Consider the following 26,389-nt stretch of genomic DNA (forward strand, 5'->3'; position numbering starts at 1 on the left):
ATGGTTTCACATCAAAAGGCTCATCACATTGGATAGCCTTGCAAATTGTTGACAAAGAGCTAAAATGAAGTTGATTTTAGCTCTTTGTCTTCTTTTCTTCTGGGAGCGGCAGACGAATGGTAAACGTCGTTCCTTTGTTTTTCTCGCTTTTCAAGTCAATACGGCCTTCATGTAGGTCCACAAGCTGCTTCACAATGGACAAACCGAGTCCGTATTCTCCATACGGTGTATTCGTTCTAGAAATATCGGCCTTATAAAATCGTTCCCATATGTGCTTTACTTCATCTGGGGCAATGCCTATACCTGTGTCTTCAATTTCAATGATCGTCTCTTGATGCCCTTGTTTTCCTCGTAAAGAAATCTGACCGCCTTCTGTAAATTGGATGGCGTTCTTTGTGATATTGACGAGAATTTGAATCAGCCTGTCGTAATCTGCATAGACCTTTAGTTGAGGGTCAACGTCCACAATCAGTGTATTGTTTTTCTCTTCAGCTATTCGGCTCAACTGCTCTCTTATCACTTCAAAGGTATCGACGAGTGGATAGTGAAATTTTTGAAGGGTGATTTGGTTGGATCTAATTTTTTCATAATCCATGTTTTCATTGACAAGACGCAGCATTCGTTTAGTCTCGTCTGTGATTAAGGCGTAACATTTCTCCTTCTCTTCCGGCGACACATCAGATGTGTTCAGCCATTCAACCAATCCACGAATAGTGGTCAGCGGTGTTTTCAATTCATGAGACACATCTGCAATGAATTGTCGTCTTCGTTTTTCGAGCCGGTCAATTTCTTCTCTTGAGCTTTGGAGACGTTTTGCCATCATATTAAAATCCTCACCGAGTGTCCCAATTTCATCAAGATGCTTGTTTTTAAGGTTGATGTTGTAATCACCTTTGGCAATCTTCGCTGTTGCCTCTCTCAGCTTCTTGATTCGATTCACATGAAATTTAGAGAGGAAAAGGCTTAGAATAAAGGTAATCGTCAAGGCAACAAACACAATGATATACAAATAACGATTCATCTGGGCAATCAGTTGTTCAGCCCCTTGAATTGGGGCAATGAGGACAACCCCGCCCTTCAACTTCCCGTCCTCCATCACAGGAAGCGCCACAAGAGTTGCTTCTTGATCAAGGCGACAAGAGTCACTCCGCTTCACAATGACCTGTTCTCCCTTTGAGAGCTTGGCCCATAAATCCTTTGGCAATAAGGCTTCGTGCGGCGGCATACCTTGCTGTTGAGATAGCACATCTCCTTTTTCGTCAAACACGAAGAAACGAATTTGTCTTGTCGAGAGAATATCTTCAAATGGACGTAGTCGGAAGATCATTTCAGTTTTAGGCAATAATTTGAAATTCTGCAATATTTCATTCCCATACGAGCTCATTTCATCTACCCTGTTCTGGTAAGCAATATCTTTCACAAAATGAGATAACAAGGAACTGATAATAATGATGGCAATAAGTAATAGCCCAAGGTGACTGATCAGTAGCTGATAAAAGTATTTAATCTTCATCAAATTTATACCCTACGCCCCATACCGTATATAAAAAGGGTTTAGGCCCGTCCCCAATTTTTTGGCGCAACCGTTTGATATGTACATCAACAGTCCGTTCGTCTCCATAAAATTGATACCCCCAAATTTGTTCAAGTAATTGCTCCCGCGAAAAGACTTGACGAGGATGTTGAATAAAAAAGCAAAGCAGGTCATATTCCTTTGGCGTCAAATTCTCAATTCGTTTCCCATCAAGAAAGACTTCTCTTGTTTTTTTATTTAGCTGAAAATGGGCTGTTTCAAGCCGTTCATCCTCTTTCACTTCTTCTTGGGTGGGTGTGTGAGCAAATCGGCGTTTCATAGCTTTGATTCTCGCCATTAATGTCAGTGGACTAAAAGGCTTGGTTACATAATCATCTGCACCAAGATCAAATCCAAGCACCTGATCAGACTCTGTCTCCTTTGCTGTCAGCATAATGATAGGAACGTCGCTGATCTGTCGCACTTTTTGGCAAATCGTTAAGCCATCCATTGAAGGAAGCATGACATCTAAGATCAATAAATCCCAATCATTCTCTTGTTTGAACCGATTGTATCCCTCCAACCCATCATGAACAAATTCTGCTTGAAACCCCTCTCTTTGAAAAAACATATCTGTCATGGTACATACACTCTGATTATCTTCAATCATTAATATCTTCATCATCAGCCTCCGCTGTTGCACTGTTTTTCTTTATGTAGCTTCATTTTACACGTTCCTTCTCAAATCTCAATTGGATTCAATCGATTTCATGAACTTATCATGGTTTGGTCATCTTTTTTTCATACTTTTTTTAATGATGGGATTAATCAAATTTATTTTCTACATTCACGGCAGAATCTTCATATTGACTGATTTTATTCCCTGTGAGGTGAACACTGTCTCCCCTCACATCAATACCTGTCTGAAAACCTTCAATCATGTTGTCAACGATGATTACATGATTTGCTGTTTGACTTAAGCGATACACCTAGGCTTGTAGTACCTGTTTTTGTCACACTCGCTCCTTTAGACGAATCACATTGTTTGCAATGATCGTTTCGGTGTCAAAACTGACTTCAATCACCACACCATAGCCATTGAAATTATAGATGGCACTTGCTGCTCCGCCCCTTGACAATATTGTTTCGCATTTAGATATTCAGTGATTCCTCGAGGTTGGTCGCACTTTCTCCATATCCTTCGATATCAATCCATTCTCGGCTCTGCTCCATTCACACCGGATTTTTCAAGCAAATCGTTCTCGACAATCACTCCGTCGCAACCTGTAATTGATATATTATGACGTCTTGATTCAGTAATGGTACAGCCCAAGATGTGAATATAGGTGGCAGGCGAGTATGTTTCAATACTTGTTCTCAGTTCTGATTCATTCAATTCCCCCAACCTCAATTCCTCTAGTCATCCTATGGAAAGGAGATTAGCTTGTACAATAGATTAAATTTTATATAAATGTTTCCAAGATCGTATTCTCGACATTTTCACGTGAATCAATTTTCAAACTTTTTGAGTCTTTACTCCTATTGAACTAACATTTTCCTGATTTAGAATAGTTTTATATTGACACAAGAACTATACGAGAATATCATTTTTCTCATATCTCTTTTTTAAGAAAGGATTTATGCCATGTCTACAATTGACCACGATAAAATTGCTAAAAGTGTTCCTCAAAAAGGGTTTTTCGGACATCCTAAAGGCCTTTATACACTGTTTTTCACTGAGTTTTGGGAGCGTTTTTCTTATTATGGCATGCGTGCACTGCTTATTTATTACATGTACACAGAGGTGACAAAAGGCGGGCTTGGCTTTGACCAAACAACAGCCAACTCGATCATGTCTGTCTACGGTGCCCTTGTCTATATGTCAGGAATTATTGGCGGATGGCTCGCTGATCGGGTGTTTGGTTCGTCTAGCACGGTCTTTTATGGCGGGGTTTTCATTATGCTTGGTCATATCATTTTGGCTTTGCCAAGCGGGGTAACAGCGCTCTTTATTAGTATGGCGCTAATTATTATTGGAACAGGTCTTCTTAAACCTAACGTCTCAAACATTGTCGGAGATTTGTATACAAAAACGGACCCTCGCAGGGATTCTGGGTTTAGCATTTTCTACATGGGCATTAACATGGGTGGTTTTATTGCGCCGTTAATTGTCGGAACAATCGGTCAAAAAGTGAATTTCCATCTTGGCTTCTCACTTGCTGCCGTTGGTATGCTTGTTGGTTTGATTACCTTTGTGATTACGAAAAAGCCAAACCTAGGTCTGGCCGGCACATATGTAACAAACCCGCTTTCAGCAACTGAACGCAAGAACATCAAAATCTTTGGAACAGTGACTGTGGTTGTGCTAGCAGTTTTCACTATTTTAGGCATTCAATCCGGATACATCACCATCAACCTATTTACTTGGTTTGTCAGTGTGCTTGGTGTCATCATTCCAATTGTGTATTTTATTATCATGTATTTCAGTAAAAAGACAAGTAAAGTGGAGCAATCTAGAGTATTAGCTTATATTCCTTTGTTCCTTGCTGCGGTCATGTTCTGGGCTATTCAAGAACAAGGCTCAAACATTTTAGCCACATATGCGGATCAACGAACAAACTTGCATTTCCTTGGAATGACACTGGCACCTTCTTGGTTCCAATCGCTGAACCCGATTTTTATTGTGTTGCTTTCTCCTGTATTTGCTTGGTTATGGGTCAGACTTGGAAAGAAACAACCATCAATCCCTATTAAATTCTCAATTGGTCTTCTGTTTGCAGGCTTATCTTTTCTGATTATGATCATTCCTGCCAATATGTCTAGTCCAAACACACTTGTGAGCCCATTATGGCTTGTTCTTAGCTTCTTCCTTGTCGTCATTGGAGAGCTATGTTTGTCACCAGTTGGACTTTCAGCAACGACAAAGCTTGCACCTGCTGCCTTCTCAGCACAGACTATGAGCCTTTGGTTCCTTTCAAATGCCATGGCACAGGCGATCAATGCGCAAGTGGTTAAACTTTTTGGTAAAGTGCCAGATACCATCTATTTTGGCATTATCGGCTTGATCGCAATGATTCTATGCGTCGTGATGATTGTTCTTTCACCGGTGATTAAGAAAGCGATGAAAGGCATTTATTAAATAACAAAAAAGGCTCTGGAACTGACCCCATAAAGTGAGACAAATAGAACACCTTTAAGTTGAAATGAGGTATAGCATACCTGAAAACAATTTAGAGGTGTTTTTGTATGGGAACAAGAGTCAGTTATCCATAAAATGTAAAAGAAGCGTCTGTACAAATGACGTTTAGCAAGCACTCCAACTAAAGAAATCATGGACAAGATAGGCATTATAAATCCAACACAAGTGAAAAATTAGACGAAATTGAAATGAAACAACCAGTCACCGAAAGCGTTTCGGCAACTGGCTGTTCCATAAAGGTTGTTTTGATCCCCGTCTCAAAATTTTGGGTCAGTCACATGTAAAGGGCGATTTTATTTAATTAGTTTTTATACTACTTAGAAAAGTGCTTCTGTTCTCTGTGACAGTTGTCAGCATAGTAGCATTATCTTTAAGCCTTTGTACTAATGCTTCTTTTGCTTTCCCTTCAAATGAACAAAGTAAAGCAACGTATACTTCAGCTATAACCTGTTGTGCAGAACCAAAATCAGTTGAATTTTTTACATCTTCTTTTAGATCGTGGCAATGCGTTTTTAAACTTGTGCCAACTTGTTTTTTTAGTTCTTCATTTTGCTGTAGCCGTCTGTAAAACTCATCTGCATCCATATTAACTCCATACAGCAATTTAAATCTCCCCCTTACAACCGTAACCATCTGGCTAATTCATCATCTTTATCTTTCATATCCTCAGCCATATTCATGATAAACTCACTAATATCCTCTAAATCTTTTATAAAATAATGTAACGAAGCCTCAGTTTGATCATGCTCTTCTGAATCGTAAAATGCTGCCCCATCTTTCACATAAGGCGCGTGATACAATACAGCTTTATCAACATCACTTGGATCTAGATCCTTGAATTCTCCTAATCTCTTTCCGCAAATAGATTTCACGTCATAAACCATTTTGCTGTGATCATGAGGGAATTGTTCGATGATTTGTTTCTTTGTTTTTAAGTCTTCGATTGCTGCCTGCAATCGTGTAGCCAATTCTTTTGCATACTTTTCATCAACTTTAATGGTCTGTCCATTCATACCTGAGAAAGATGAAAAAGATTCAATATTTTGATTATAAACCCCGTTGCTTCCATCAACGCTTTTAATTTTACCATTCTGATCGAATTGAAAATTTGAGTCACTTAAACTGTGAGTATCAGGATTTTTTGCAAATGCTTGGCCATAAAATGTTGTCATTAGACTGGTTAAAACACCAGGAACACCGAGCGACATATTAAGCCGATTTGCACGATCCTGACGTGCGATACTTGGATCTTTCGTGTATATAGTTGTTCCGTTATGTCTGTCGTATTCTAAAAGCCAGCCAGCCCCCACCATATCATCAGGATTAATGATTGCTTTGTGATATAAATCAAATTCGCCATTTCTTATTCTCTTTTGGGTCTCTTCATCATGCAGCTTAACAATGGAAGGGTTGTTAAAAGCTACACTGTAAACATTATTATTTACCCCAGCGTACTCGGCATCTGCTCCACCAAGTGAGTGACCAGTCGTTGAAATCACTGTTTTAGTATGGGCATACTTTTCCACTTCATGAGCAACAACTTGATCACCTTGATCGAATTGAGATGTTTTCGTGACCATTTTGTACTTTCCACTCTTAAGCAGCATGGCTTGTTCCATACTACCGTTATACTTAGTAATGGCTTTAGAGTCTATGGGCGCATCTTTTTTCATGATGTATTTGACTTTCTTTTTCGGATCGAATCCCATGACTACGTTACCGCCATCTGCACTGATTATGTCAGCTTTTAATTGCTCTTGATTTGTTCCTTGAAATCCCACGACAACATTTTCAGGTTCTTTAGGTTTTACCCATTGACCCTCTTTTTTTTTGGCTTGTACAAAGACGTACACATCTAACCCTGTATCTGGGTCTTTTTTGATTTTATCTACATAAAAAGCTTTCCTTTTATCCTCAGTTATTAAGGGTTTTTTATCTGTATTCGCTCGTTTAAGCTCCTTACCTCTATAGGTGACAGAACTTAAATAAAAATAAATTTCATCAGATAGATTAGGAATGTCATATTTTTCACTCATGTACATAGCCCCTGTCCTATTGTAAAATAAAAGGTGGAAAGGATGGTTTTATGAAGAAACCAATAATTACCTTAATTATAACAATTGTTATTTTAACACTTGGGGGGCTATATATGAAACATAAATATGATGAAAATCGGGAAGTGGAAGCAAAAGCCCAAGAAGTTAAGTTATTTGAGAAAGCAAAAAAAAGAATGACTGATTATCTTAAAGCTAACTATAGTAATGTTAATCCAATTAACTTTTCAAATGATTACGAAATAGATCCATTGGGTGGAATTTCAGTGGAAGGTACCTACGGAGAAAAGAAAGAACATTTCTGGGGGCTATATGATCACAGCAATAATAAAATAGGCTTGACTAGAATTGATGCTGAACCAAAACCTGGATGCGAAGATAAAGTATGTGAGTATTAAGTATACATCCCCTCTACACTATGGTGAAGGGTCTTTATGCTTTCTCCATACCTTATCAAGAATAAATGCCACAATTATCAAAACAATTGAAAGAAAAATCTTCTCCACAGTTAATTTAATGCTAAACAAAATATATGAATCCACTCTTATTTTACTGCCAAAAGGATGATTTAATGAAAAAAAAACATAATTATACTTACTACTCTGACTCTTATAACACTTGCAGGACTTTACATGAAGGAACAACACGACAACAAAATGGAAGCGCAAGAAACTCAGCAAAAGGAAGAGTTGTACTCTTTGGCTAAAAAAAGAATGACTGACTTTATTAAAACAAACTATGAAGAGATTGAACGAATTGATTATACTAATGATTATGAGGTAAACCCAATGGGTGGCATTGAAATTAATGGTTATCTCAATGGAAATGTAAAAAAAGAAATATGGGGAATCTATGATAAAGGTAATAACAAAATTATATCTTTCACTGTGGATGCAATCGAAAAGCCTGAGTGTGAAGACAAAATATGTGAGTATTAAAAAACACTAATTCACATTTTTGGGAACCCATTTATCATTGACTTGAACTTCTGTGTTCCTTCATCATGCAGCTTAACAATGGAAGGGTTGTTAAAAGCTACACTGTAAACATTATTATTTACCCCAGCGTACTCGGCATCTGCTCCACCAAGTGAGTGACCAGTCGTAGAAATCACTGTTTTAGTATGGGCATACTTTTCCACTTCATGAGCAACAACTTGATCACCTTGATCGAATTGAGATGTTTTCGTGACCATTTTGTACTTTCCACTCTTAAGCAGCATGGCTTGTTCCATGCTACCGTTATACTTAGTAATGGCTTTAGAGTCTATGGGCGCATCTTTTTTCATGATGTATTTGACTTGCTTTTTCGGATCGAATCCCATGACTACGTTACCGCCATCCGCACTGATTATGTCAGCTTTTAATTGCTCCTGATTTGTTCCTTGAAATCCCACGACAACATTTTCAGGTTCTTTAGGTTTTACCCATTGACCCTCTTTTTTTTTGGCTTGTACAAAGACGTACACATCTAACCCTGTATCTGGGTCTTTTTTGATTTTATCTATAAAATATTGTTTTCCCGAATGAATCTTTACAGGTATTTTTTTCGAGAAATGTTTTTTCAAATACTCATCTCGATATGTTAGTTGACTAATACTATAATAATCTTGGTCAGTTATATTAGGAATCTTAGCCTCCTTGCTTATATTCCTCATGTAAAATAAGCACTGAAAGGATGGTTTTATGAAAAAATACATTATTATTCTGTTGTCAGCAATCTTCATTATAACATTTGGAGGAATATACATGAAACACCAATATAATGAAAAGCAAGAAAAAGTTAAGACTGCAGAGATAGAGCTATTTAATAAAGCTAAAAAACGGATGACTGATTACATAAATGCTAACTATGAAGGCATAGATAAAATTGATTTCTCGAGCAAATACGAAATAGACCCAATGGGGGGGATTAATGCAGAGGGTTATTTGAACGGCAACAAAGAAAAAGAGTTTTGGGGGATTTATGACAAGTCAAATGACACTATAACTTCATCGTATGTTGATGCTAAAGAAAAGCCAGAGTGCGAGGATAAACCATGTGAGTATTAAAAAATAATCCCTTCCCATTACTGTGAAGGGTTTTTTAATACTAGGATATATTTCCTAATGTATCACGTACTGTGTTTTTGTATATGGATATTTTCTGATTTTAAGGTTAACTTAATCCTCCGTCATGAATGCTTTTTCATAGTTCATCAATTTAATTGTTAAATCCAACTAGATTTTGATGGAACTAAGCTCATTTAAACATCTTTTTCTAATAATACCTAAAAAAAGAACACCTTTGACATTTAGTGTTATGTCAAAGGTGTTCTAGAGTGTCTCATAATTTTAGGTTCGTCTAATTAGGCTATATTAATTTTTTCTTTATAGTTTAAAATCTGATCTCTTCATCTCCGCGTATTTGTAGCTTGAGCGGTTCACTTTTCGGCTGATGTTTTTTGATATAGCAATGATAGACGACATAACCAATGATCATCAGCGGTACGCCGACATATAAGCCGATGCGCTGCTCTGGATCAAAGGCAAGGCTGATTAAAACAATTGTGTTAAGCGTGATCGCAATGATCGGCAGAACCGGATAAAGCGGTGTTTTAAATTTTAAATTTTCTAGCTTTCCGCCTGCTTTCAGGTACTTTCTGCGGAAGAGCAGTTGAGATAATGTGATTGTAATCCAGCCAGCTTGTGCACTCATACCGGCAATTGAAACGATCCATACAAATACGGTTTCCTCTGCAAAGAAACCAGATAACAATGAAATGCCCGTAAATAAGAATGTGAGAAGCAACGCATTCATCGGGATACCGCGCTGATTGACTCGTTTGAAGATCTTTCCTGCCATTCCTTCCTTCGATAAGGAGTATAGCATTCTCGTCGACGCATACAACCCAGAGTTCGCAACAGATAATAAAGCAATTAAAATGACAAAGTTCATAATGTCGGCTGCAAAAGGTAACCCAATTCGCGAAAATACCGTCACAAACGGACTTTCTAACACACTGGCTTCCTTCCATGGGACCATGCCGGCTAAAACGAAGACAGATAAAACGAAAAAGACGAGCGTCCGCCAAACTGTCTGATGAATGGAGCGTGGTACAGTTTTCTCAGGATTCTCACTCTCTCCTGCCGCTATCCCAATGAGCTCCGTTCCCTGAAAAGCAAAGTTTACCGTAATCATCGTGACCACAACAGCTAGAAACCCATTTGGAAATAAACCATCACTCATAAAATGGCTAAAATAAGGCGCTGGCTCTCCGCCAGTCGTTTGAATCAAACCAAACATTGCCGCTCCACCAAGTCCAATAAATAATAAGATGGCTACGATCTTAATGGTCGAAAAGAAAAACTCCGACTCCCCGAACGCTTTAGCAGAACTAGCATTTAATAAGAAAAGAAATAGCCCAAATACGAAACACCAAATCCACACATCCACATGCGGGAACCATCGCTTCATAAGCTGTCCTGCAGATAAAAATTCTAGCGCTACTGTCGCCGCCCAGCCAAGCCAATAAATCCACCCTACAGCGAATCCAGCCGCTGGACTCACAAATTTTGTCGCATACGTATGAAACGATCCCGATACAGGGAGTGCGACTGACAGCTCACCAAGACAAAGCATGGTTAAATACATAATTAATCCGCCCACAATATAGGAAAGAACGGCTCCGACTGGACCTGCTTGTCCAATTGTAAAACCAGTTCCTAAGAAAAAGCCTGTCCCAATGACACCGCCAAGTGAAATCATAAATAAATGGCGGGAGGTCATCGCCCTTTTCAATTGTTCCGGCTGATTTTGTCCAACATCCACCATGATGCCCTCCTTCTTCTAAGATGCTCTAGTATCAAAACATGTCTCCATGGATTCATTCCAATTTCAAAACAACCTACTAATTATACATCTTTTATAATAAATATGCTTCCTTCTATGGTCACTGAATCAAATTCTTTATTTTAATAATGTTCAAATAAATGAAAAAATGAGGACTTTCAAGACAGATCAAGTTTGAAAGAAATGGGTTTCGGGCATAAAGTTGAAGAGATTCGCTCAAGATAATTTCAAATGCTTTACTTTTAGGTTTCTTCTCTGTAAGATCATATGTTGTAAATACCAACAAGAAAAGTGGGGAATAAAATGAAGAAAATATTCTTTGCCATTATGTTAGGCGCTTGCTTTGCACTTATCACTGCATGTGGATCTCATGCAAATGACAACACGAATAAACAATCTGCGTCTAAAGAATCAGGTGACCTTTGGAAATCCATTCAGGATAAAGGCGTATTAACCATTGGAACAGAAGGTACTTACGCTCCTTTCACATTCCATGACAAAAAGACAGATAAATTGACTGGCTATGATGTTGAAGTCATTACGGAAGTCGCAAAACGCCTTGACTTAAAACCAGAATTCAAAGAAACACAATGGGACAGCATGTTTGCCGGGCTAAATTCGAAACGTTTTGATGTGGTTGCGAACCAAGTTGGTAAAACTGGACGCGAAAATCAATATGACTTCTCTGATAAATACACAACGTCTCAAGCGGTTGTTGTGACAAAATCAGATAACAATGATATTCAAAAGCTATCTGATGTCAAAGGGAAGAAAGCTGCACAATCTCTAACAAGTAACTACAATAAGCTTGCAACTGATGCAGGCGCTAAGATTGAAGGCGTTGAAGGTCTGGCACAATCCATTCAATTGATTCAGCAAGGACGTGCAGATCTCACGTTTAACGACAAACTTGCTGTGTTGAATTACTTGAAAACAAGCGGAAATAAAAACCTAAAAATTGCTTTCGAAACAGGAGATCCTCAGGAAACATATTTTGCCTTCAGAAAAGGCAGCGGCGAAGTCGTTGATAAAGTGAACAGTGCTTTAAAAGAAATGAAGAAAGACGGTACACTCGCAAAGATTTCAAAGAAATGGTTTGGTGAAGATGTTACAAAATAATATCCTAGGGGTCGTCATTCCGTGGGATCTTCTTCAGCAATCTTTTTGGCCAATGATGACACAGGGAATTGATTATACAATTCCCTTGGCCATCATTTCCTTTATTATTGGTCTTTTTATTGCGCTTGTGACAGCCCTTGCTAGAATGTCTAAGATCAAAGTGCTCAGATGGATTTTCTCTATTTATGTGTCGGCTGTTCGTGGAACGCCGCTTTTTGTGCAATTGTTTATTATTTTCTATTTCTTTCCGACATTCAATATTACAATTGATCCATTTCCAAGTGCCATTATTGCTTTTTCATTAAATGTAGGCGCGTATGCTTCGGAGATTATTCGTGCATCTGTGCTTTCTGTTCCAAAAGGACAATGGGAAGCTGGTTATTCCATTGGGATGACCCATCGCAAAACGCTCGTCCGTGTCATTTTGCCGCAGGCAGTGCGTGTGTCGATTCCACCGCTATCTAATTCATTTATTAGCTTAGTAAAGGATACATCCCTTGCATCGCAAATTCTAGTCGCAGAGCTTTTCCGTAAATCACAGGAAATCGCCGCGGCGAACTTGGATCAAATTTTGTTCATTTATATGGAAGCAGCCCTGATTTATTGGATATTCTGCTTCATTCTATCGCTCGTTCAGCACCAAATTGAAAAACGACTTGATCGCTATGTCGCAAGGTAAGGAGGAACCGACATGCTAACAGTCAAAGGCTTAAAGAAATCCTTTGGTGAAAATGAGATTTTAAAGTCAATTGATTTTACAATCAACAAAGGACAGGTTGTGGCCATCCTTGGTCCATCAGGTTCAGGTAAAACCACCATGCTCCGTTGTTTAAATGCACTTGAAATACCAAATGGCGGCTCCTTAACCTTCGATGATTTTTCGATTGATTTTTCTAAAAAGAATAAACAAGCAGATCTGCTTAAGTTGCGGCGGAAGTCAGGGATGGTTTTTCAAGATTATCACTTGTTTCCACATCGTACTGTTCTTGAGAATGTGATGGAAGGTCCTGTCCAAGTACAGGGTCGTTCGAAAGAGACGGTTCGAAAAGAAGCCATACAGCTTTTGCATAAGGTTGGACTTGAAGATAAAAAGGATTTATATCCATTCCAGCTTTCAGGCGGTCAAAAGCAACGTGTCGGCATTGCCCGAGCACTTGCCATCCAGCCAGAACTTATGCTCTTTGATGAACCAACCTCAGCGCTTGATCCTGAGCTCGTCGGTGAAGTGCTAAAGGTCATGAAGGATCTTGCGAAAGAAGGCTGGACCATGGTGGTTGTCACACATGAAATCAAGTTCGCCCAAGAGGTGGCAGACGAAGTGATCTTTATTGATGATGGCGTCATTGTCGAACAGGGGCCTCCAAACGAAATGTTAAAACAACCAAAGGAAGAACGAACAAAGCAATTTTTAAATCGAATTTTGAATCCTGTATGATCAAATAAGGCTGCTCTCACAGTGATGGGAGCAGTTTTTTGAACTTTTTTAAGTAAGCGTTCACAATTGCGCGCAACCATATAAAGAGGCGTGAGCATATGTTACGATTGAAAATCGAGTGTTGAAGCGGTTACGTTGGTTTTTTTATTTTGTTGGTTGATTGTACTTGCTTTTGGGCTTTCGCTGACAGTGAAAGGAAAGATTCTTGGGATTGGTCCTTGGGACGCTTTCCACTACGGACTGTTTCAGCACTTTGGACTCACGATTGGACAGTGGTCCATCATTATTGGTGCACTGATTGTGACAATGACTTCTGTTTTTACGAAATCATTTCCAAAGGTCGGTGCTTTACTCAATATGGTGCTGATTGGCGTGTTTATTGATTTCTATAATACGGTATTACCTTACACCACATGGTTATTTATTTGAACGTACAGTGGGTCCGAAATGGGAATGGTGTTGTGATCATCAAACAGATGTAAAAAGACAGCAGAGTATGTGCCTTTTTTTATGATCTTTGCGAACAGTCGACGTCAGGTGGTACACTAAATGTAAAAAATTGAGGTACTTTATGAAGATTTTTGCTATTCAATTACAACACTTAGATGAAAAAAAAGCACGTGAACAACTTGACCGTTTGAAACCCTTTGTGTCGCCTGAAAAGCAAGCAACTGCTGAACGCTTTCGCTTTCTTAATGATGCAAGAAGAACGCTGTTAGGTGAGGTGTTGATTCGTCAAATCATTCATCACATGCACGGCACTCCTATCGATCAGATTGCTTTTGACACAGAGGAAAATGGAAAGCCTGTCGTACGACAGATTCCATCGTTTCATTTTAACCTTTCTCATTCTGGCGATTGGATTGTGTGTGCAGTAGATGATGCACCCGTCGGCATTGATATTGAAGAGATAAAACCGATTGATCTGGCGATTGCCAAACGCTTTTTTTCGCCTGAAGAATATACCGATTTACTCTCAAAACCGGCTGAACAACAAGAAGCCTACTTCTTTCATCTCTGGTCTATGAAGGAAGCTTTTATTAAGATGACGGGTAAGGGATTATCCTATGGTCTCTCGTCCTTTACGGCTCGCCTATCGGCTGATGGACAGGCTTCTTTGACATTACCTGCGCATGAAGCACCTTGCTATGTCAAAACGTACTCGCTTGATCCTGCCTATCAAATGGCGGTGTGCTCTAGAAAGCCCATTTTCGCAGAAAAAATAGAGACACTCACCTGCTCAGAAGTGCTGTCTCGCATGTAAATTGGTGTGATTTGCTAGAGTGATCTCTTTAACAACTCGACATGGCCGGTAGCGCATATTATTAGATTGTTAAAAACTTATCCTCCGTTAAAGATTAACGATAACGTTTTTTACATATATTTATTTGATTTTTCTAAATTAAAAACAAAGAAGAGCTTAATATTTCTATAAAAAATAAAGTACAAAAACCCATTTATTACATATCCTTTTTCTGTATAATATGGGTATATCATTAATAAAGAGGGTGTCATCTAAGGAATTAGGTTTAAAAAACAGATTTTTTGCAATTTTAGGTTTAAGCCTCACTTTAACTTTATCAACTATGCTTTTAGTGACTCTTGAACCAGTTACACCATTTGTAAATCTAGTAGTAAAACTATCCTCAAATACCTGGTTGGGCAATAACTTCAGTTAGTGCAATTCTTAACGCAGCAGGTACGGTTGGTGCTATTGCTTCTTTAGTAATTAGTTACACTAGAAAATACGCTATTGCTTTCTAAAAATTATTTAATAGAGAAGATGGAATCACCTTCTCTATACAAAATTAAAATGGAAGTGGTATAAATGCATAAATATTTAATATACACAAAAATCCTGTTTATCAATGATTTCAGAAGACATCAACGTAATAATGCTCTCATTTTTTTATTATTCGCTTTTTTATACATAATATCCCCTATATTTCTAGGTATACTAACTACTTATTTCATTAATAGTTTACCAACCATCTACTTATCTTTTTTGATATTAATGTTAACAGTAAATATTGATAAGAGTTTGATGAGAATCCTTTTCTCTTCAGATAAAAAACAGATGGCTATTTTAAAAATCAATCTAGATCAGTACATTTTCGGCAAAGATATGGCCAAGTTTTTCAGTATTATTGTTGGTTTAGTATTCTTTTTTTTAGGGTCTTACTTAACAAATTTAATTATAAATGGGTATCATCAATCTTTTACATTAGCAGCTTTGGGAATTACTTCGTTTATTTTAGGATATCTACTTAGATTACATTTATTATTTTTACTTTCAAATCCTAAATTTTTTACAATTTCATCATCGATTGGGTATATAACTACAGGAATCATTTTACTTTGGGTATTTACTGTATTCAAATTCAATTTATTAACAAATCCTTTATCCAGTTATTTAATATATATTATTTTCATCTTCACATTCATTAGTTTTCTGTTAGTGATTAATTGGAAAAGAAATATTCATAATGTACCTATTTTTCAATTTCAAAAAAAAACTAAAGAAAAGCAAAAAGAAACATCTAGAAATTTTAATCATATCTTGTTTTATGAGATTACACTTTTAATGAGAAATCCCCCTATTCAATGGTCTGTTTCACTATTTATATTAACATTATCTGGGGGTTTATTAGGTTTAATACTTTATGGTGTTAATACAAACCAACTTGAAACACTAGATATTGAAAATGATTTCTTATTTATTTTTTGTGTTATTTTTCCTATGATTATTTTGTCAAACGCAATACAAAGTTATGTCTCGTTTGATATTGACGGTCCAATTCTCCCTTTAAAACAAAAATTACCTAATTTTGCAAAAAATAAAATTAAAACCAAGATGATATTATCTATCGTCATACATTTGTTTTTTTGTATTATATATACTATATTCTCTAGTTTTACAATACTTTTAGATAAACCTATGTTCGTGATCATTTCTTTAATTAACTGTAGCATTCTAATAGCTATTTGTACTGTCGGTTCTACTGTTTTATTTCCTTATTTTAAATGGGAATATGTTTATCAAATTCCAAGTTCCCTTAGTAAATTGACCTTGAATATTTGCTATAGTTTCATTTTAGGTTTAGCAGTTATCTCCTCATATAGCACAATATATTTCATTGTTACAAATGCAATTATGGCTGCTAGTTCAATTCTCATTATATCTTTAATAATTACTTATTGGCATAGAACAATAAATAAAAACTATAAATCATTTAAAACATTATTTGAGTGAGGGATGGTATGCTATCAATTTATAACCTAACCAAGGAATATAAAGAATCAAACTTTAGGGTACTGATTCCTGAATTACATTTTAAACAAGGTTCAATAATTGGACTATTAGGAAAAAACGGTGCTGGGAAGACGACTATTTTAGAAATGATAGCTGGCTTAATAAACCCAGATGAAGGTCAAATATTGATAAATCACAATGAATCACACAACTTTTCTTCTGTCGGATACATGGAAGACGATCCAACTTTATTTGAAAACTTAACCTGTTTTGAACTGGTAAAATATCAATCTATGCTTGTGGAACAACCCTTAGACACAACACAGATCAATCACTTATTGAGTAAATATGGGTTAGAAAAACAAACTCATCGTCGTTCTTCTTCTCTATCACGAGGAATGAGACAAAAAATGTCTTTTATTTTGACCATATTACATAATCCAAACATCATCTTATTAGATGAGCCTTTTACAGGTCTTGATCCCACAAATATGGCGGACATGAAAAGGCATTTAAAAGATTTCAGAGATGACAACAAAATGATTGTTCTTTCTACACACATCATTCAATTTGCAGCGGACTTATGTGACGAGATTCTGTTTATTGATGATGGTCGTATCATTCATTCAGAAAAAAAATCTTCTGGAGTGACGTTTCATGAAGATCAACTCGAAAAGAAATTTTTTGAAAAATTATCTTAAAAATTTTTCAGTTTTTTAATACTATCTACTTCAACCAGCTTATAACAGGAGTATTCTTGTTATTTATTGCTTCGATTATTGAATTTTATTTTATAAAAATTTGATATTGGAAAATGATGTTATTATGACTAATGCTGAGCACATGATTACACTTCCATTTTTATGGAATGTCAATATTTTTGTCATAGTATCGTTTAGTTTTTGGTGCTATTCCTACGTAAAAGATAAAGAAAATAGGAGTTATAAATTTTACATTCCGTTCGTATTATTATTCTTATTTTCTTTAGCTATATCAGCTTTTTCTAGCTATATTCCTCACTAAAAACGGCCCATACAGGCCGTTTTTTAACTCTTAATTGTCGCATGCTCAATGATATCTCTCATTCGTTCAGCGAATTGTTGCAATTCTGTGTTGATATACATGTGACCTCCGTCGAAATTGGTGCGTTCGATGGTTTTTGCCCATTTTAGCCAGCCGCTTGCATCTTGCATACATTTCTCATCTTGTTTTCCATTGAATAAATAAATGGGCGATTCAATGATCGATTTGTCTGTGTGCTGGAAGGTTTCCAGTGCTTGATAGTCTGCGCGCAAGGACGGTGTAAAGTAATCCATCATTGGCTTGTTCTCTAATAATTCCTTTGGGATACCGCCCATTTCGGCAATATGCTGAACAAATACATCATCTGACAAGTGGGTTAGAAGCTGTCTTTTCGTTTGTGGCGGCTGAATGGCAGAGATCACCACCGCTGCGGGATAGATGCCTTCTTTTTCTAGCTTTTGTGTTAGCCTGTAGACCACAAGCCCTCCCATTGAATGTCCGAATAAGATAAATGGACGGTTCAGTCTGTTCTTTAATCCTTCTTTATACAAATCGGCCAGTCGATCAATGCTTGATTCAAGCGGCATCAAATTAGTTCCATGACCTGGGGGCTCTGCCGCTGTTACTTCAGCAGTACCCCTTAGTTGTTCGAAAAGCGGTCGGTAGGAGGCGGAATATCCGCCTGCAAAAGGAAAACAGATGAGCTGAATGAATTCTGGTTTTTTTTCAAAGGTTTTAAATAACTGATTCATACGTCCTTACCCCTTTATAATTGTTTGAAGAATCTGTGCAAGTTCATCCGCCTGTGGCCTTTTCATCATGGTGACATGGTCGCCTTTGATGTGATAATACGAGCACGACCCTTTCGTATAAGCCTCCCAGTCGGAAAACTTCTTCTGGAAATCTGTGGCGTGCTCACTGCTTTGTACAATATAAAACGGCACAGGGAATGGTTCTTTTTCTAATTCAATGGCTTGTGACATAATCGTATTATGTGTTTGCATTTGCAAGTATTTATCTAAATATTGATCATTCATAAATTGATGAACCACTTCATCTTTTTCTGCTTCTTTGAGTATTTTCTGCTTCACTTCTTGGAAGCTTAGCCCTTGTAAAGCTTCTGGCTTTATTCCGACAAGATTTCCCATTCCAAGGACGAGCGCAAGCATTTTCACTTCTTCTTCGTTCATATCGGCATGGAGTGCTTGATCTGCCTCATCTCTCAGCACAGGGACCGTATCTAAAATAATCAGCCCTTTCGGCATTTTTCCTGCATGAGATAGCCGCTGGCTCATCCCATATGCAAGATGCCCTCCCATGGAATGTCCTGCAAGGTAGTCTATGCCTGGTCGATAGAATGCTTCGATCGCTTCGAGGAAGATGGAGACCAGCTCAGAATAATGAAGGAATTGCGGTTCTTCATCTTCATATAACCCAGGAGCCTGAAGTGCGTACACCGCTCCTTGATGCGTCATTAGCTTAGCGACATCTATATACCCCATGACCGTCCCCCCAGCAGGCGGTGCGAAGAAAATACTTGGTTCGGCTGGATCACCTTTTTTCAGCTCGATCACATAGTCCTTCGGCTGCCTCTCTACACTCTCTCCTTGCTCCGGTAATGTATTGATATAAGCTGCTAGCTGAGCTGGGACTGGGTGCATGAATACCCACTTTGGATCAACGCTCACCCCTTTTTCTTTTAGTTTGGCGACGGCTTGAACACTCATAATGGAATCTCCGCCTAAATCAAAGAATGAATCATTTACGCCTAGCTGTTTGACACCAAGCACTTCTTGGAAGGCGGTGACAATGCGTTGTTCTAGCTCGGTTGCCGGTTTGTCATCTTCATGGAAAGAAGAAACCCTTTCAGTCGGCTCTGGCAGCGCTTTTTGATCTACTTTTCCGTTCGTTGTCACCGGAATCGAATCGAGTTCAACAAAGTAACTTGGAATCATATAGTTTGGTAGGCTTTCCTGTAAGAAAGCTTTCCAGCCAGGGACAGGTTTTTCCCCATCTGTGACAAGATAGGCTGCCAACCGTTTTGAACTGCCATATGCTTTTGCAATCACCGTACATTCTTTTACTTGTGGGTGTTTAAGCAAGGCTGTCTCAATTTCCCCACATTCAATGCGGTAGCCTCTAATTTTCACCAAATTATCTTTTCGTCCTATATATTCAATGCTGCCATCAGACCGCCATTTGCCTAGATCACCTGATTGATACAGCTTGTCTCCTTTTAATGCGGGAAATGGATTGTCTATAAACCGTTCCTTCGTCCGTTCTGGGTCATGGAGATATCCTTTCGCAAGTCCTGCCCCGCCAATATAAATCTCACCCTTGACTCCAACTGGGACTGGCATTAGGTATTCATCTAGTATCACGACGGTTGAGTTTGCCACTGGGACACCAATCGGAATGGATCTCGCATCTTCTGGCACATGTCTCACCTGATGAGTCGTCGCTAATGTGGTATTCTCTGTTGGACCGTATGCATTGATGAGGACACCTTTCATATGCGGCAATGCCTTTCGGGCATGCTCACTCGACATGGCTTCTCCGCCAACAAGTAATGTGCGATAGCCTGCCACACTTTTCGGGTCATGCTCCACAAGACGATTAAATAATGCGGTTGGCAGACAGTTGGCCGTCACTTGATAATCTTGAATCAAACGTGTTAGCTCGTCCATGTTGAGTGCTGCATATTTTGGAATAAGTATGAGCTGACCGCCATTAAGAAGCATACCCCATAGTTCAAATGTAAAGGCATCAAATGCATAGTTTGATAGTTGAAGCATTTTATCCTCTGGACCCAGTTCAATATAGTTGGTCTCTTTGACTAAACGGACCACCCCTCCATGCGGAAGCATGACGCCTTTTGGCGTGCCTGTAGACCCTGACGTGTAGTTGACATAGGCCAGTTGATGTTCCCCTACCACTGATTTCTCTTTTTTGTACACTGCGTCCTCTTCCGGTAAAGGCTCGTCCATTACAATGATGGAGCTGGCAAGACCAGCCAGACGACTTGCGAGATGGGACTGGGTTAAGATCACATGACTTTTCGTATCACTGATGATGAGACGAATACGCGCTTCTGGATAATCAGGTGACATCGGAACGTATGCAGCTCCAGACTTGATAATGCCAAGAACAGCGACAACCATTTCAAATGAACGATCAAAGAGCATGGGTACAAGCGCCCCCGGTCCAATCCCTTGTGATTGCAAATACCCAGCAAGCTTTGTTGCCTTCTCATTCAAAGTTTGATATGTCATTGTCTCTTCTAAATATGACAAGGCAATCCGCTGCGGACCCCGATTGACCTGTTCTTCAAAAAGCTCTTGAAGTGTACGTTTTGGATAAGGCGTTTTTGTTTGGTTTTTTTCTACAACCATGGCGTTCTGTTCTGCCTGATTCATTAAGCAAAAATCGGCAAAGGTTCGTTCAGGCTGATTCGTCATTCCATCTAAGATATGCAGATAATATGTCATATAACGATGAATCGTCTCTTGATCAAATAAATCCGTGTTATATTCCACATGAATGGACAGCTTGTTTGCCTGTTCAAATAAATGCAGGGTGAGATCAAATTTTGATACTGTATGGTTGACCATGACACTTTCTGATGCAACCCCTTTTAAGTTCACATCTAACGAGTCAGTCACATATCCCATAGCGACTTGGAAGATAGGTGAACGACTTAATTCTCTATCAATGGCGAGATCATCCACAAGTTTGTCAAAAGGGTAATGCTGATGCTCAAAGGCTTTTAAGGTCATCTCTTTCACCTTATTCAATAAGTCTGCAAATGTGGATGTTTTTGATACATCTTGTCTAAGCGCTAGTGTATTCACAAACATGCCAACCAGTGGCTCTGTCTGTTCAATCTCTCGTCCTGCTATTGGAGAACCAACGATCACATCCGTTTGTCCTGACAGCTTGTGAAGCAGCACATAATAGGCTGACAGCATGGTCATGAACAGTGTCGTTCCCTGTTGCTTTGATAATGCCTGCAAGCGGCGAACAAGCGTTTCATCAAGCACCAGTTGTTCTGTAGCCCCATGAAATGTTTGAACCGGCGGACGAGGGCGGTCAAATGGAAGCTCTAAAATTGGCAACTCCCCCTGCAAGGCTTCAAGCCAGTATGCTCGGTCATTCTTATTGTTCTTTAATTGTTCATTTTGCCAGTGAATGTAATCTGTCCATTCAATGTCAAGCGCCGGTAGCTGAGGCTCTCTTTCTGCCAACAGTGCTTCATAGACAACTTCTAATTCTTGAATCATGAGACTAAGAGACCATGCATCAGAAATAATATGATGCTGGCCAAAAAGCAGGTAATATTCCTCTTTGCCCATATCTACAATGGTCCATTGCGCAAGCGGTCCTCTCTCTAAATTGTAGATGCGATTGGCTTCCTGCTGAATGAGCTGTTCAAGCCTTCTCGCTCTTGTGTTTTCATTAAATAATGAGAAATTCGCGACTGTCACAGATGGCGGAAGGTTTTCTTGAATGAGTTGAGCGGGCTTGCCGCCTAGCGACTGAAACGTTGCCCGCAAAGCCTCATGTCGTTTGGTTAAAAGACCTATCGCCTTCGTAAGTGCTTGAATGTTCAAACGCCCCGTCAGCTTCCAAGCGCCTAATATATTATAATGATGGCTTTTTTCTAGTGTAGACAGGAACCAGATACGCTGCTGGGCATGTGACAGTTCATAGCTTGTTTGCTTTTCCAGCTTCGGAATCATAGCTTCATTGACAGCTGGTGTACCTTTAAGTTCGTCTACCATTTGCGCCAAATGAGCCAAATTCCTGCTTTCAAACAAAATCTTTAATGGCGCTTTAATTGAACATTCATGGTTGATGCGAGAGATCGTTTGTGTGGCCTTTAAGGAATGACCACCAAGATCGAAAAATTGATCCTCTGCATACACACGATCTACTTTTAATATGTCCTCCCAAATGGTCGCAAGAAGCTGCTCTGTTTTCGTTTCAGGCAATCGTTTTTCACGCCGGTTTTCTACCTTTTGATCGAGTAGCTTTAACGCTTCATAATCAATGGACCCATCTGGTTTTTTCGGTATATCTGGCACTTGCCTAGTGTCCCAGTCACCCTCTGTTAGGTCTGATATATCATAGAGATGAGGCGTTTGACCGGTTTGCACCGTATAATATAGCTTTCTTTCAAAATGAGGCATCGGAACGGGTTGAAGCTGTTTGGCTATATTTTGATTGGTGCAATCTAGACCGATAAATAGATGGGCTTCATGCAGCCGAACACCTAGACATAATGAAGATAAGCCTTGTTTTTTCCCTATTAGTTGAAAGCCCTTTCGAACTGTTAGCTCAGCACCAGTATGTCCCTTGGACAGACCAAGGTTATCCCACATGCTGAAATTCAAACATATCGCTCTTCTTCCTTCATTGAAGGTAAGCGTATGTGCTAACCCGTCTAAAAAGCTGTTTGCCGCAGAGTATGCTCCAAATGTCGTACCACCAAAAAAACCATTTACTGATCCGAAAAAGATAAGTGGGGCTGTCGGATCGTGCTTGAATACTTCCTGTAATACCCAAGCACCCTCCGCTTTCCCTCCTATTTCTTTCATGAAATCTTCTTCTGATGTTTGAGCCAGTGTATACTTTTGAGCGTGCTGAAAATGCTCCGACACATTGCCTGACCCGGCTAAATGAATCGCGCCGCGAATGGAATGTCCCCAATGTTTCTCTGCCTCATAAATGGCATGCTCTACTTCGGATACATCAGTCACATCTGCTTGAACATATATGACGTCTCCAAGTAATGTAAGCTGAGAGAAAGCCGCATTCTTTTCCTCGTCTTCTTCAAGCCGAGTCCGACCAATCAAGACAAGCTTTAGTCCAAATGGAAGGAGCTGTTTGGACAATTCAAATCCAATGCCGCCAAGTCCGCCTGTGAGCAAGTACACACTGCCACACTCAAAGGATTCCTCTGTTTGAGGAGCTTGCATCATATCGACTCTTTTTAGCTTTGGCACGAGTCGATGCTCCTTTCTATAAGCAACCTCTGGCTTCATGTGAATCGTGGACAGCTCTGCTGCAATTCGCTCCGCATCTAGACCATACTCCTCCGCTTCAATATCAATATGAGAAACTTGCACCCCTTCCCATTCCTGCGGGATGGTTTTCAAAAGACCGACAAGCGCTGTTTTTTCTACATGAAGCTCATCTGTTTGATGTACAAATTGACCACCCTTTGTCACAACAGCGAGACGTATAGGTTCTTTGTTTTCTTGTCTAAGGGCTTGATATAAATACAAAATGGATAGATTTGTGCTGTGCATCTCTTTGAAATGGTCTAGGCTAACAATTGCTTCCTTGTCTGTCACGTTCCACATATGAAGAATTCGGTTGATATTCAGCTCATCTGCTTCTAGAGCTGCAATGAGCCTTACATAATCCCCCTTGATTCTCGGGTTCATCTGATACAATCCTTTTGATAAGCGTAAAAATTCGTGTCCCTTTTTCACAGAAACATACGGCTGATTCATTTGTTTAAATTGTATATACACCTGTTGGTAAAGTCCTTTTTCATCCTCGAATACGAGCACTGGATGATCTGGAATTGCCTGAGACGGCCCTATGTTTTCCTTCGTCCATATGCGTTTATGAAACCAATCCGGCAATGTCTGTTCATTTTGGGAAGCGAGATCAAGTGCACGTTCAATGTCTTGAAATACACCGTCTTTGAGCGCCGCACCAAGCTGGGCACGTTGAATTTTCCCGCTCTCTGTTTTAGGAAATTGTTCTTTTTCAACTGGAATGATGTGATCAGGTTCTATCCCGATTTTTCGAATAATTGCCTCTCTGATCTGCTGGATGATCGTGATCTTGTCTTCTAACGTTTCCTTTTGTGAGACAAAAAAGACGGCGAGTGTATCATTGCTTGATTCCGGATTATAAATGCCGTACGCAGCGGCAAAGGTCACCTCGACCCCATCAATCTCTTCCACAACGGCTTCAATTTCATAATTCAAATAGTTGGCTCCATTGATGACGATGATATCCTTCTCTCTTCCTGTCAGCACAAGACGACCTTCATGGATAAATCCTAAATCTCCCGTGTGAAACCAGCCGTTTTCCGCAAACACCTCTTGATTGGCTTCCTCATTTTGATAGTAGCCCATCATAATCGTCGGACTTTTCACCTGCAAACGCCCTACTTGATCCTCTGGAAGCACCTGATGCTGCTCATCCACTATCCGAATCCATACTGAAGGAATCGGTGCACCTACCTCTGTAAAGGTGATCTTGTTGGGGTGATCGTGCGTGACATATTGAATCTGACTAGTTAAAGATGTTTGATCAACGGTGAGCTGTCCATCATCATCCTCACGCCGCATAAATTCTTTCGACTGTACGATAGCTGATGATGTTTCTGACATACCGTAAGCTGGCACCATCACATGACGGCTCAATCCATGTTGACCCATGATGTTCATGAATCGCCGCGTAACCTTTGGGACAACAGCTTCAGCGGCATTCATAATATATGTGAGGGAAGAAAGATCCCAGCTTCCCCGGCGAATCTCTTCCTCATGATCATTCATCATGGCAAAGGCAAAGTTTGGGGCCCATGTTCTTGTCACTTCATATCTTTCCACCCACTCGAGCCACACCATTGGCCGTTCGATAAACTGATCAATGGATGGACTAATCTGCTGGCAGCCGAGATAGACGTCATGCACATGAAACATCACAATGCCCCCTACATGATCAAGTGGCATCCAGTTGAGAGACACATCCTTTTGCGTAAAGCCATTTGCCTGTTCAAACGAGATGATTCTGGCTAAAATACTTTGATGATTGTGACGGATACATTTTGGCATACCTGTACTTCCAGAAGACAACAGTTGAAGCACAGGTTCATCTGACTCAGGTTCATAATGCTGTTCATCCGGTTCACAAGCAAGTAATGTTTCAATCGTTAAAATGGGTATTGATTCCGATTCAAATTGCTCTCTCAGGCGGGCGATCCCCTCCGCACTCGCTTCATTTGTAATGATAAAAGGTTCATTTTGTAGCTGAAACACACCCTTCAGCTTATTCACCCCTTGATTCATTTCATCATAAACAGGCGGTACAGAGACAGGTGTCGGAATGATTCCCCCGAGAATACAGCCCCAAAACACAGTCACAAAATCTTGATGGTCTTTCAATTGAAGTAAGACTTGATCACCATTTGTCAGCCCTGCTGCCCTTAACCCTGACAGGACGCGTTCAGCGGCTGTAAGTAGTTCAGGATAAGTTTGGGTAACAGATTGTCCTCCTTCTTTGATATAAGTCACTCCGTGATCAGGTGACATAAATGCTGCCCTAATGAGCACCTCTGTCAGCGTGACAGGTGTACCCGGTTTTTCCATGACATCGCCACCGTATACAAGTGCTAGCGGTTTTTCATCAGCGGCTGATTCTCTCATGTTTTCGACTTGATCTTTTGCAGGCTGTTCGTTTCCTTGGGTAAGATGCCTATCAGAAAACAAATCGTCTAGATGATATGGCGTTTGTTTTTCCGCCTGACTCACGATCAAAACAGCGGCCTCCTGTACACCTTCGATGGCCCTGGCGCGTTCCTCTATCTTTCTCATTTCCTCTTCGTCTAGCACATCTATTGAGAGCAACACCTCTGTATCGACTGCACCGCTTTCTGTTTTTGGCAATGCAGGTAATAAGACGAGAACCGACGGCACTTCGTGAGGCTGAAGAGGGCCTGTCATGAAATCTTCTCTTGTCAGCGAAGGGTCCTTCGCCTGCGCAAACAGCACAAGCGATAGGTGACCCTCCCTATTTTTTTTAGGAATCAAGGCACATTCTTCTATATGAAAATGGAGCATCATGATTCTTTCTAATGCTTTGATATCGATTCGTTTTCCGTTGATTCTCACCATATGATTTACTGCATGACCTTTTCGTCTACTGACTAACATTGATTTTC

Annotated in this window: 19 protein-coding genes and 2 pseudogenes; 11 read left to right on the plus strand and 10 right to left on the minus strand. The window is 39.5% G+C overall.

The window, feature by feature from the left end:
• Positions 1–76: 76 nt before the first annotated feature.
• The 4 genes from ACIQCE_RS13475 to ACIQCE_RS13490 all read right to left on the minus strand — a co-directional run bounded on the left by ACIQCE_RS13475 (position 77) and on the right by ACIQCE_RS13490 (position 2,918).
• A complete protein-coding gene (locus ACIQCE_RS13475) occupies positions 77–1,513 on the minus strand; it encodes an ATP-binding protein (protein ID WP_400495439.1) in 1,437 nt (478 codons plus the stop codon).
• Positions 1,503–2,198 carry a winged helix-turn-helix domain-containing protein gene (locus ACIQCE_RS13480; RefSeq protein WP_400495440.1) on the minus strand — a complete coding sequence of 232 codons (696 nt, stop codon included), beginning with the start codon at positions 2,196–2,198 and terminating at the stop codon, positions 1,503–1,505. The genes ACIQCE_RS13475 and ACIQCE_RS13480 overlap by 11 nt, the downstream gene beginning before the upstream one ends.
• Before the next feature lie 328 nt (positions 2,199–2,526).
• A complete protein-coding gene (locus ACIQCE_RS13485) occupies positions 2,527–2,652 on the minus strand; it encodes a hypothetical protein (protein WP_400495441.1) in 126 nt (41 codons plus the stop codon).
• Between the two features lie 68 nt (positions 2,653–2,720).
• Positions 2,721–2,918 (minus strand): hypothetical protein, encoded by a 198-nt coding sequence (locus ACIQCE_RS13490; protein WP_400495442.1) that lies wholly within the window; start codon positions 2,916–2,918, stop codon positions 2,721–2,723.
• 240 nt (positions 2,919–3,158) lie between these two features.
• Here ACIQCE_RS13490 and ACIQCE_RS13495 point away from each other — a divergent pair, with 240 nt between their 5' ends.
• Positions 3,159–4,652 (plus strand): peptide MFS transporter, encoded by a 1,494-nt coding sequence (locus ACIQCE_RS13495; RefSeq protein ID WP_400495443.1) that lies wholly within the window; start codon positions 3,159–3,161, stop codon positions 4,650–4,652.
• Between the two features lie 357 nt (positions 4,653–5,009).
• Here ACIQCE_RS13495 and ACIQCE_RS13500 read toward each other — a convergent pair whose 3' ends face one another.
• Both ACIQCE_RS13500 and ACIQCE_RS13505 read right to left on the minus strand, forming a co-directional pair.
• Positions 5,010–5,315 (minus strand): hypothetical protein, encoded by a 306-nt coding sequence (locus ACIQCE_RS13500; protein ID WP_400495444.1) that lies wholly within the window; start codon positions 5,313–5,315, stop codon positions 5,010–5,012.
• Between the two features lie 14 nt (positions 5,316–5,329).
• Complete coding sequence (locus tag ACIQCE_RS13505; RefSeq protein WP_400495445.1) at positions 5,330–6,748, minus strand: lipase; 1,419 nt, start codon at positions 6,746–6,748, stop codon at positions 5,330–5,332.
• Positions 6,749–6,798: 50 nt separating this feature from the next.
• Between ACIQCE_RS13505 and ACIQCE_RS13510 the strand changes: the two genes are divergently transcribed.
• Entirely contained in the window at positions 6,799–7,164 is a 366-nt protein-coding gene (locus ACIQCE_RS13510; protein WP_400495446.1) for a hypothetical protein, read from the plus strand.
• A 234-nt stretch (positions 7,165–7,398) separates the two neighbouring features.
• Positions 7,399–7,704 (plus strand): DUF1433 domain-containing protein, encoded by a 306-nt coding sequence (locus tag ACIQCE_RS13515; protein WP_400495447.1) that lies wholly within the window; start codon positions 7,399–7,401, stop codon positions 7,702–7,704.
• Positions 7,705–7,751: 47 nt separating this feature from the next.
• Here the strand turns inward: ACIQCE_RS13515 and ACIQCE_RS13520 are convergent.
• Positions 7,752–8,423 (minus strand): annotated as a pseudogene (locus tag ACIQCE_RS13520) (lipase); the annotation flags it as partial.
• A 28-nt stretch (positions 8,424–8,451) separates the two neighbouring features.
• Between ACIQCE_RS13520 and ACIQCE_RS13525 the strand changes: the two are divergent.
• Complete coding sequence (locus ACIQCE_RS13525; protein ID WP_400495448.1) at positions 8,452–8,817, plus strand: DUF1433 domain-containing protein; 366 nt, start codon at positions 8,452–8,454, stop codon at positions 8,815–8,817.
• 325 nt (positions 8,818–9,142) lie between these two features.
• On the opposite strand, the gene ACIQCE_RS13530 is transcribed toward ACIQCE_RS13525, so the two are convergent.
• Positions 9,143–10,576 (minus strand): amino acid permease, encoded by a 1,434-nt coding sequence (locus ACIQCE_RS13530; RefSeq protein ID WP_400495449.1) that lies wholly within the window; start codon positions 10,574–10,576, stop codon positions 9,143–9,145.
• A gap of 324 nt (positions 10,577–10,900) precedes the next feature.
• Here ACIQCE_RS13530 and tcyA point away from each other — a divergent pair, with 324 nt between their 5' ends.
• The 7 genes and pseudogenes from tcyA (at position 10,901) to ACIQCE_RS13565 (ending at position 17,105) form a co-directional block, all read left to right on the plus strand.
• Positions 10,901–11,716, plus strand: coding sequence for a cystine ABC transporter substrate-binding lipoprotein TcyA (gene tcyA / locus ACIQCE_RS13535; protein WP_353853820.1), 816 nt, complete (start codon positions 10,901–10,903; stop codon positions 11,714–11,716).
• On the plus strand, positions 11,703–12,395 hold the full coding sequence (locus ACIQCE_RS13540) for an amino acid ABC transporter permease (protein ID WP_400495461.1): 693 nt from the start codon (positions 11,703–11,705) through the stop codon (positions 12,393–12,395). The genes tcyA and ACIQCE_RS13540 overlap by 14 nt, the downstream gene beginning before the upstream one ends.
• Before the next feature lie 12 nt (positions 12,396–12,407).
• The gene (locus ACIQCE_RS13545) at positions 12,408–13,151 is read left to right on the plus strand and encodes an amino acid ABC transporter ATP-binding protein (protein WP_400495450.1); all 744 of its coding nucleotides are present in this window, start codon (positions 12,408–12,410) and stop codon (positions 13,149–13,151) included.
• A gap of 121 nt (positions 13,152–13,272) precedes the next feature.
• A pseudogene (locus ACIQCE_RS13550) lies at positions 13,273–13,556 on the plus strand (DUF6198 family protein); the annotation flags it as partial.
• A gap of 166 nt (positions 13,557–13,722) precedes the next feature.
• On the plus strand, positions 13,723–14,415 hold the full coding sequence (locus tag ACIQCE_RS13555) for a 4'-phosphopantetheinyl transferase family protein (RefSeq protein WP_400495451.1): 693 nt from the start codon (positions 13,723–13,725) through the stop codon (positions 14,413–14,415).
• A gap of 564 nt (positions 14,416–14,979) precedes the next feature.
• On the plus strand, positions 14,980–16,404 hold the full coding sequence (locus ACIQCE_RS13560) for a hypothetical protein (RefSeq protein ID WP_400495452.1): 1,425 nt from the start codon (positions 14,980–14,982) through the stop codon (positions 16,402–16,404).
• A gap of 8 nt (positions 16,405–16,412) precedes the next feature.
• Positions 16,413–17,105, plus strand: a complete 693-nt coding sequence (locus ACIQCE_RS13565; protein WP_400495453.1) for an ABC transporter ATP-binding protein — start codon at positions 16,413–16,415, stop codon at positions 17,103–17,105.
• 345 nt (positions 17,106–17,450) lie between these two features.
• On the opposite strand, the gene ACIQCE_RS13570 is transcribed toward ACIQCE_RS13565, so the two are convergent.
• Positions 17,451–18,179 carry a thioesterase II family protein gene (locus tag ACIQCE_RS13570; RefSeq protein ID WP_400495454.1) on the minus strand — a complete coding sequence of 243 codons (729 nt, stop codon included), beginning with the start codon at positions 18,177–18,179 and terminating at the stop codon, positions 17,451–17,453.
• 6 nt (positions 18,180–18,185) lie between these two features.
• Positions 18,186–26,381 carry an amino acid adenylation domain-containing protein gene (locus tag ACIQCE_RS13575; protein ID WP_400495455.1) on the minus strand — a complete coding sequence of 2,732 codons (8,196 nt, stop codon included), beginning with the start codon at positions 26,379–26,381 and terminating at the stop codon, positions 18,186–18,188.
• Positions 26,382–26,389 lie beyond the last annotated feature (8 nt).

This window comes from Bacillus sp. NPDC093026 (genome assembly GCF_044754665.1).
Lineage (GTDB): Bacteria > Bacillota > Bacilli > Bacillales > Bacillaceae > Bacillus > Bacillus maqinnsis.

Excerpts from the sequence above, each read along its gene's own strand:
- ACIQCE_RS13555 (WP_400495451.1), top strand. The coding sequence starts at position 13,723 with ATGAAGATTTTTGCTATTCAATTACAACACTTAGATGAAAAAAAAGCA.
- ACIQCE_RS13515 (WP_400495447.1), top strand. The coding sequence starts at position 7,399 with ATGAAGGAACAACACGACAACAAAATGGAAGCGCAAGAAACTCAGCAA.
- ACIQCE_RS13505 (WP_400495445.1), bottom strand. The coding sequence starts at position 6,748 with ATGAGTGAAAAATATGACATTCCTAATCTATCTGATGAAATTTATTTT.
- ACIQCE_RS13480 (WP_400495440.1), bottom strand. The coding sequence starts at position 2,198 with ATGATGAAGATATTAATGATTGAAGATAATCAGAGTGTATGTACCATG.
- tcyA (WP_353853820.1), top strand. The coding sequence starts at position 10,901 with ATGAAGAAAATATTCTTTGCCATTATGTTAGGCGCTTGCTTTGCACTT.
- ACIQCE_RS13525 (WP_400495448.1), top strand. The coding sequence starts at position 8,452 with ATGAAAAAATACATTATTATTCTGTTGTCAGCAATCTTCATTATAACA.
- ACIQCE_RS13510 (WP_400495446.1), top strand. The coding sequence starts at position 6,799 with ATGAAGAAACCAATAATTACCTTAATTATAACAATTGTTATTTTAACA.
- ACIQCE_RS13560 (WP_400495452.1), top strand. The coding sequence starts at position 14,980 with ATGCATAAATATTTAATATACACAAAAATCCTGTTTATCAATGATTTC.
- ACIQCE_RS13545 (WP_400495450.1), top strand. The coding sequence starts at position 12,408 with ATGCTAACAGTCAAAGGCTTAAAGAAATCCTTTGGTGAAAATGAGATT.
- ACIQCE_RS13570 (WP_400495454.1), bottom strand. The coding sequence starts at position 18,179 with ATGAATCAGTTATTTAAAACCTTTGAAAAAAAACCAGAATTCATTCAG.
- ACIQCE_RS13495 (WP_400495443.1), top strand. The coding sequence starts at position 3,159 with ATGTCTACAATTGACCACGATAAAATTGCTAAAAGTGTTCCTCAAAAA.
- ACIQCE_RS13475 (WP_400495439.1), bottom strand. The coding sequence starts at position 1,513 with ATGAAGATTAAATACTTTTATCAGCTACTGATCAGTCACCTTGGGCTA.
- ACIQCE_RS13575 (WP_400495455.1), bottom strand. The coding sequence starts at position 26,381 with ATGTTAGTCAGTAGACGAAAAGGTCATGCAGTAAATCATATGGTGAGA.
- ACIQCE_RS13565 (WP_400495453.1), top strand. The coding sequence starts at position 16,413 with ATGCTATCAATTTATAACCTAACCAAGGAATATAAAGAATCAAACTTT.
- ACIQCE_RS13540 (WP_400495461.1), top strand. The coding sequence starts at position 11,703 with ATGTTACAAAATAATATCCTAGGGGTCGTCATTCCGTGGGATCTTCTT.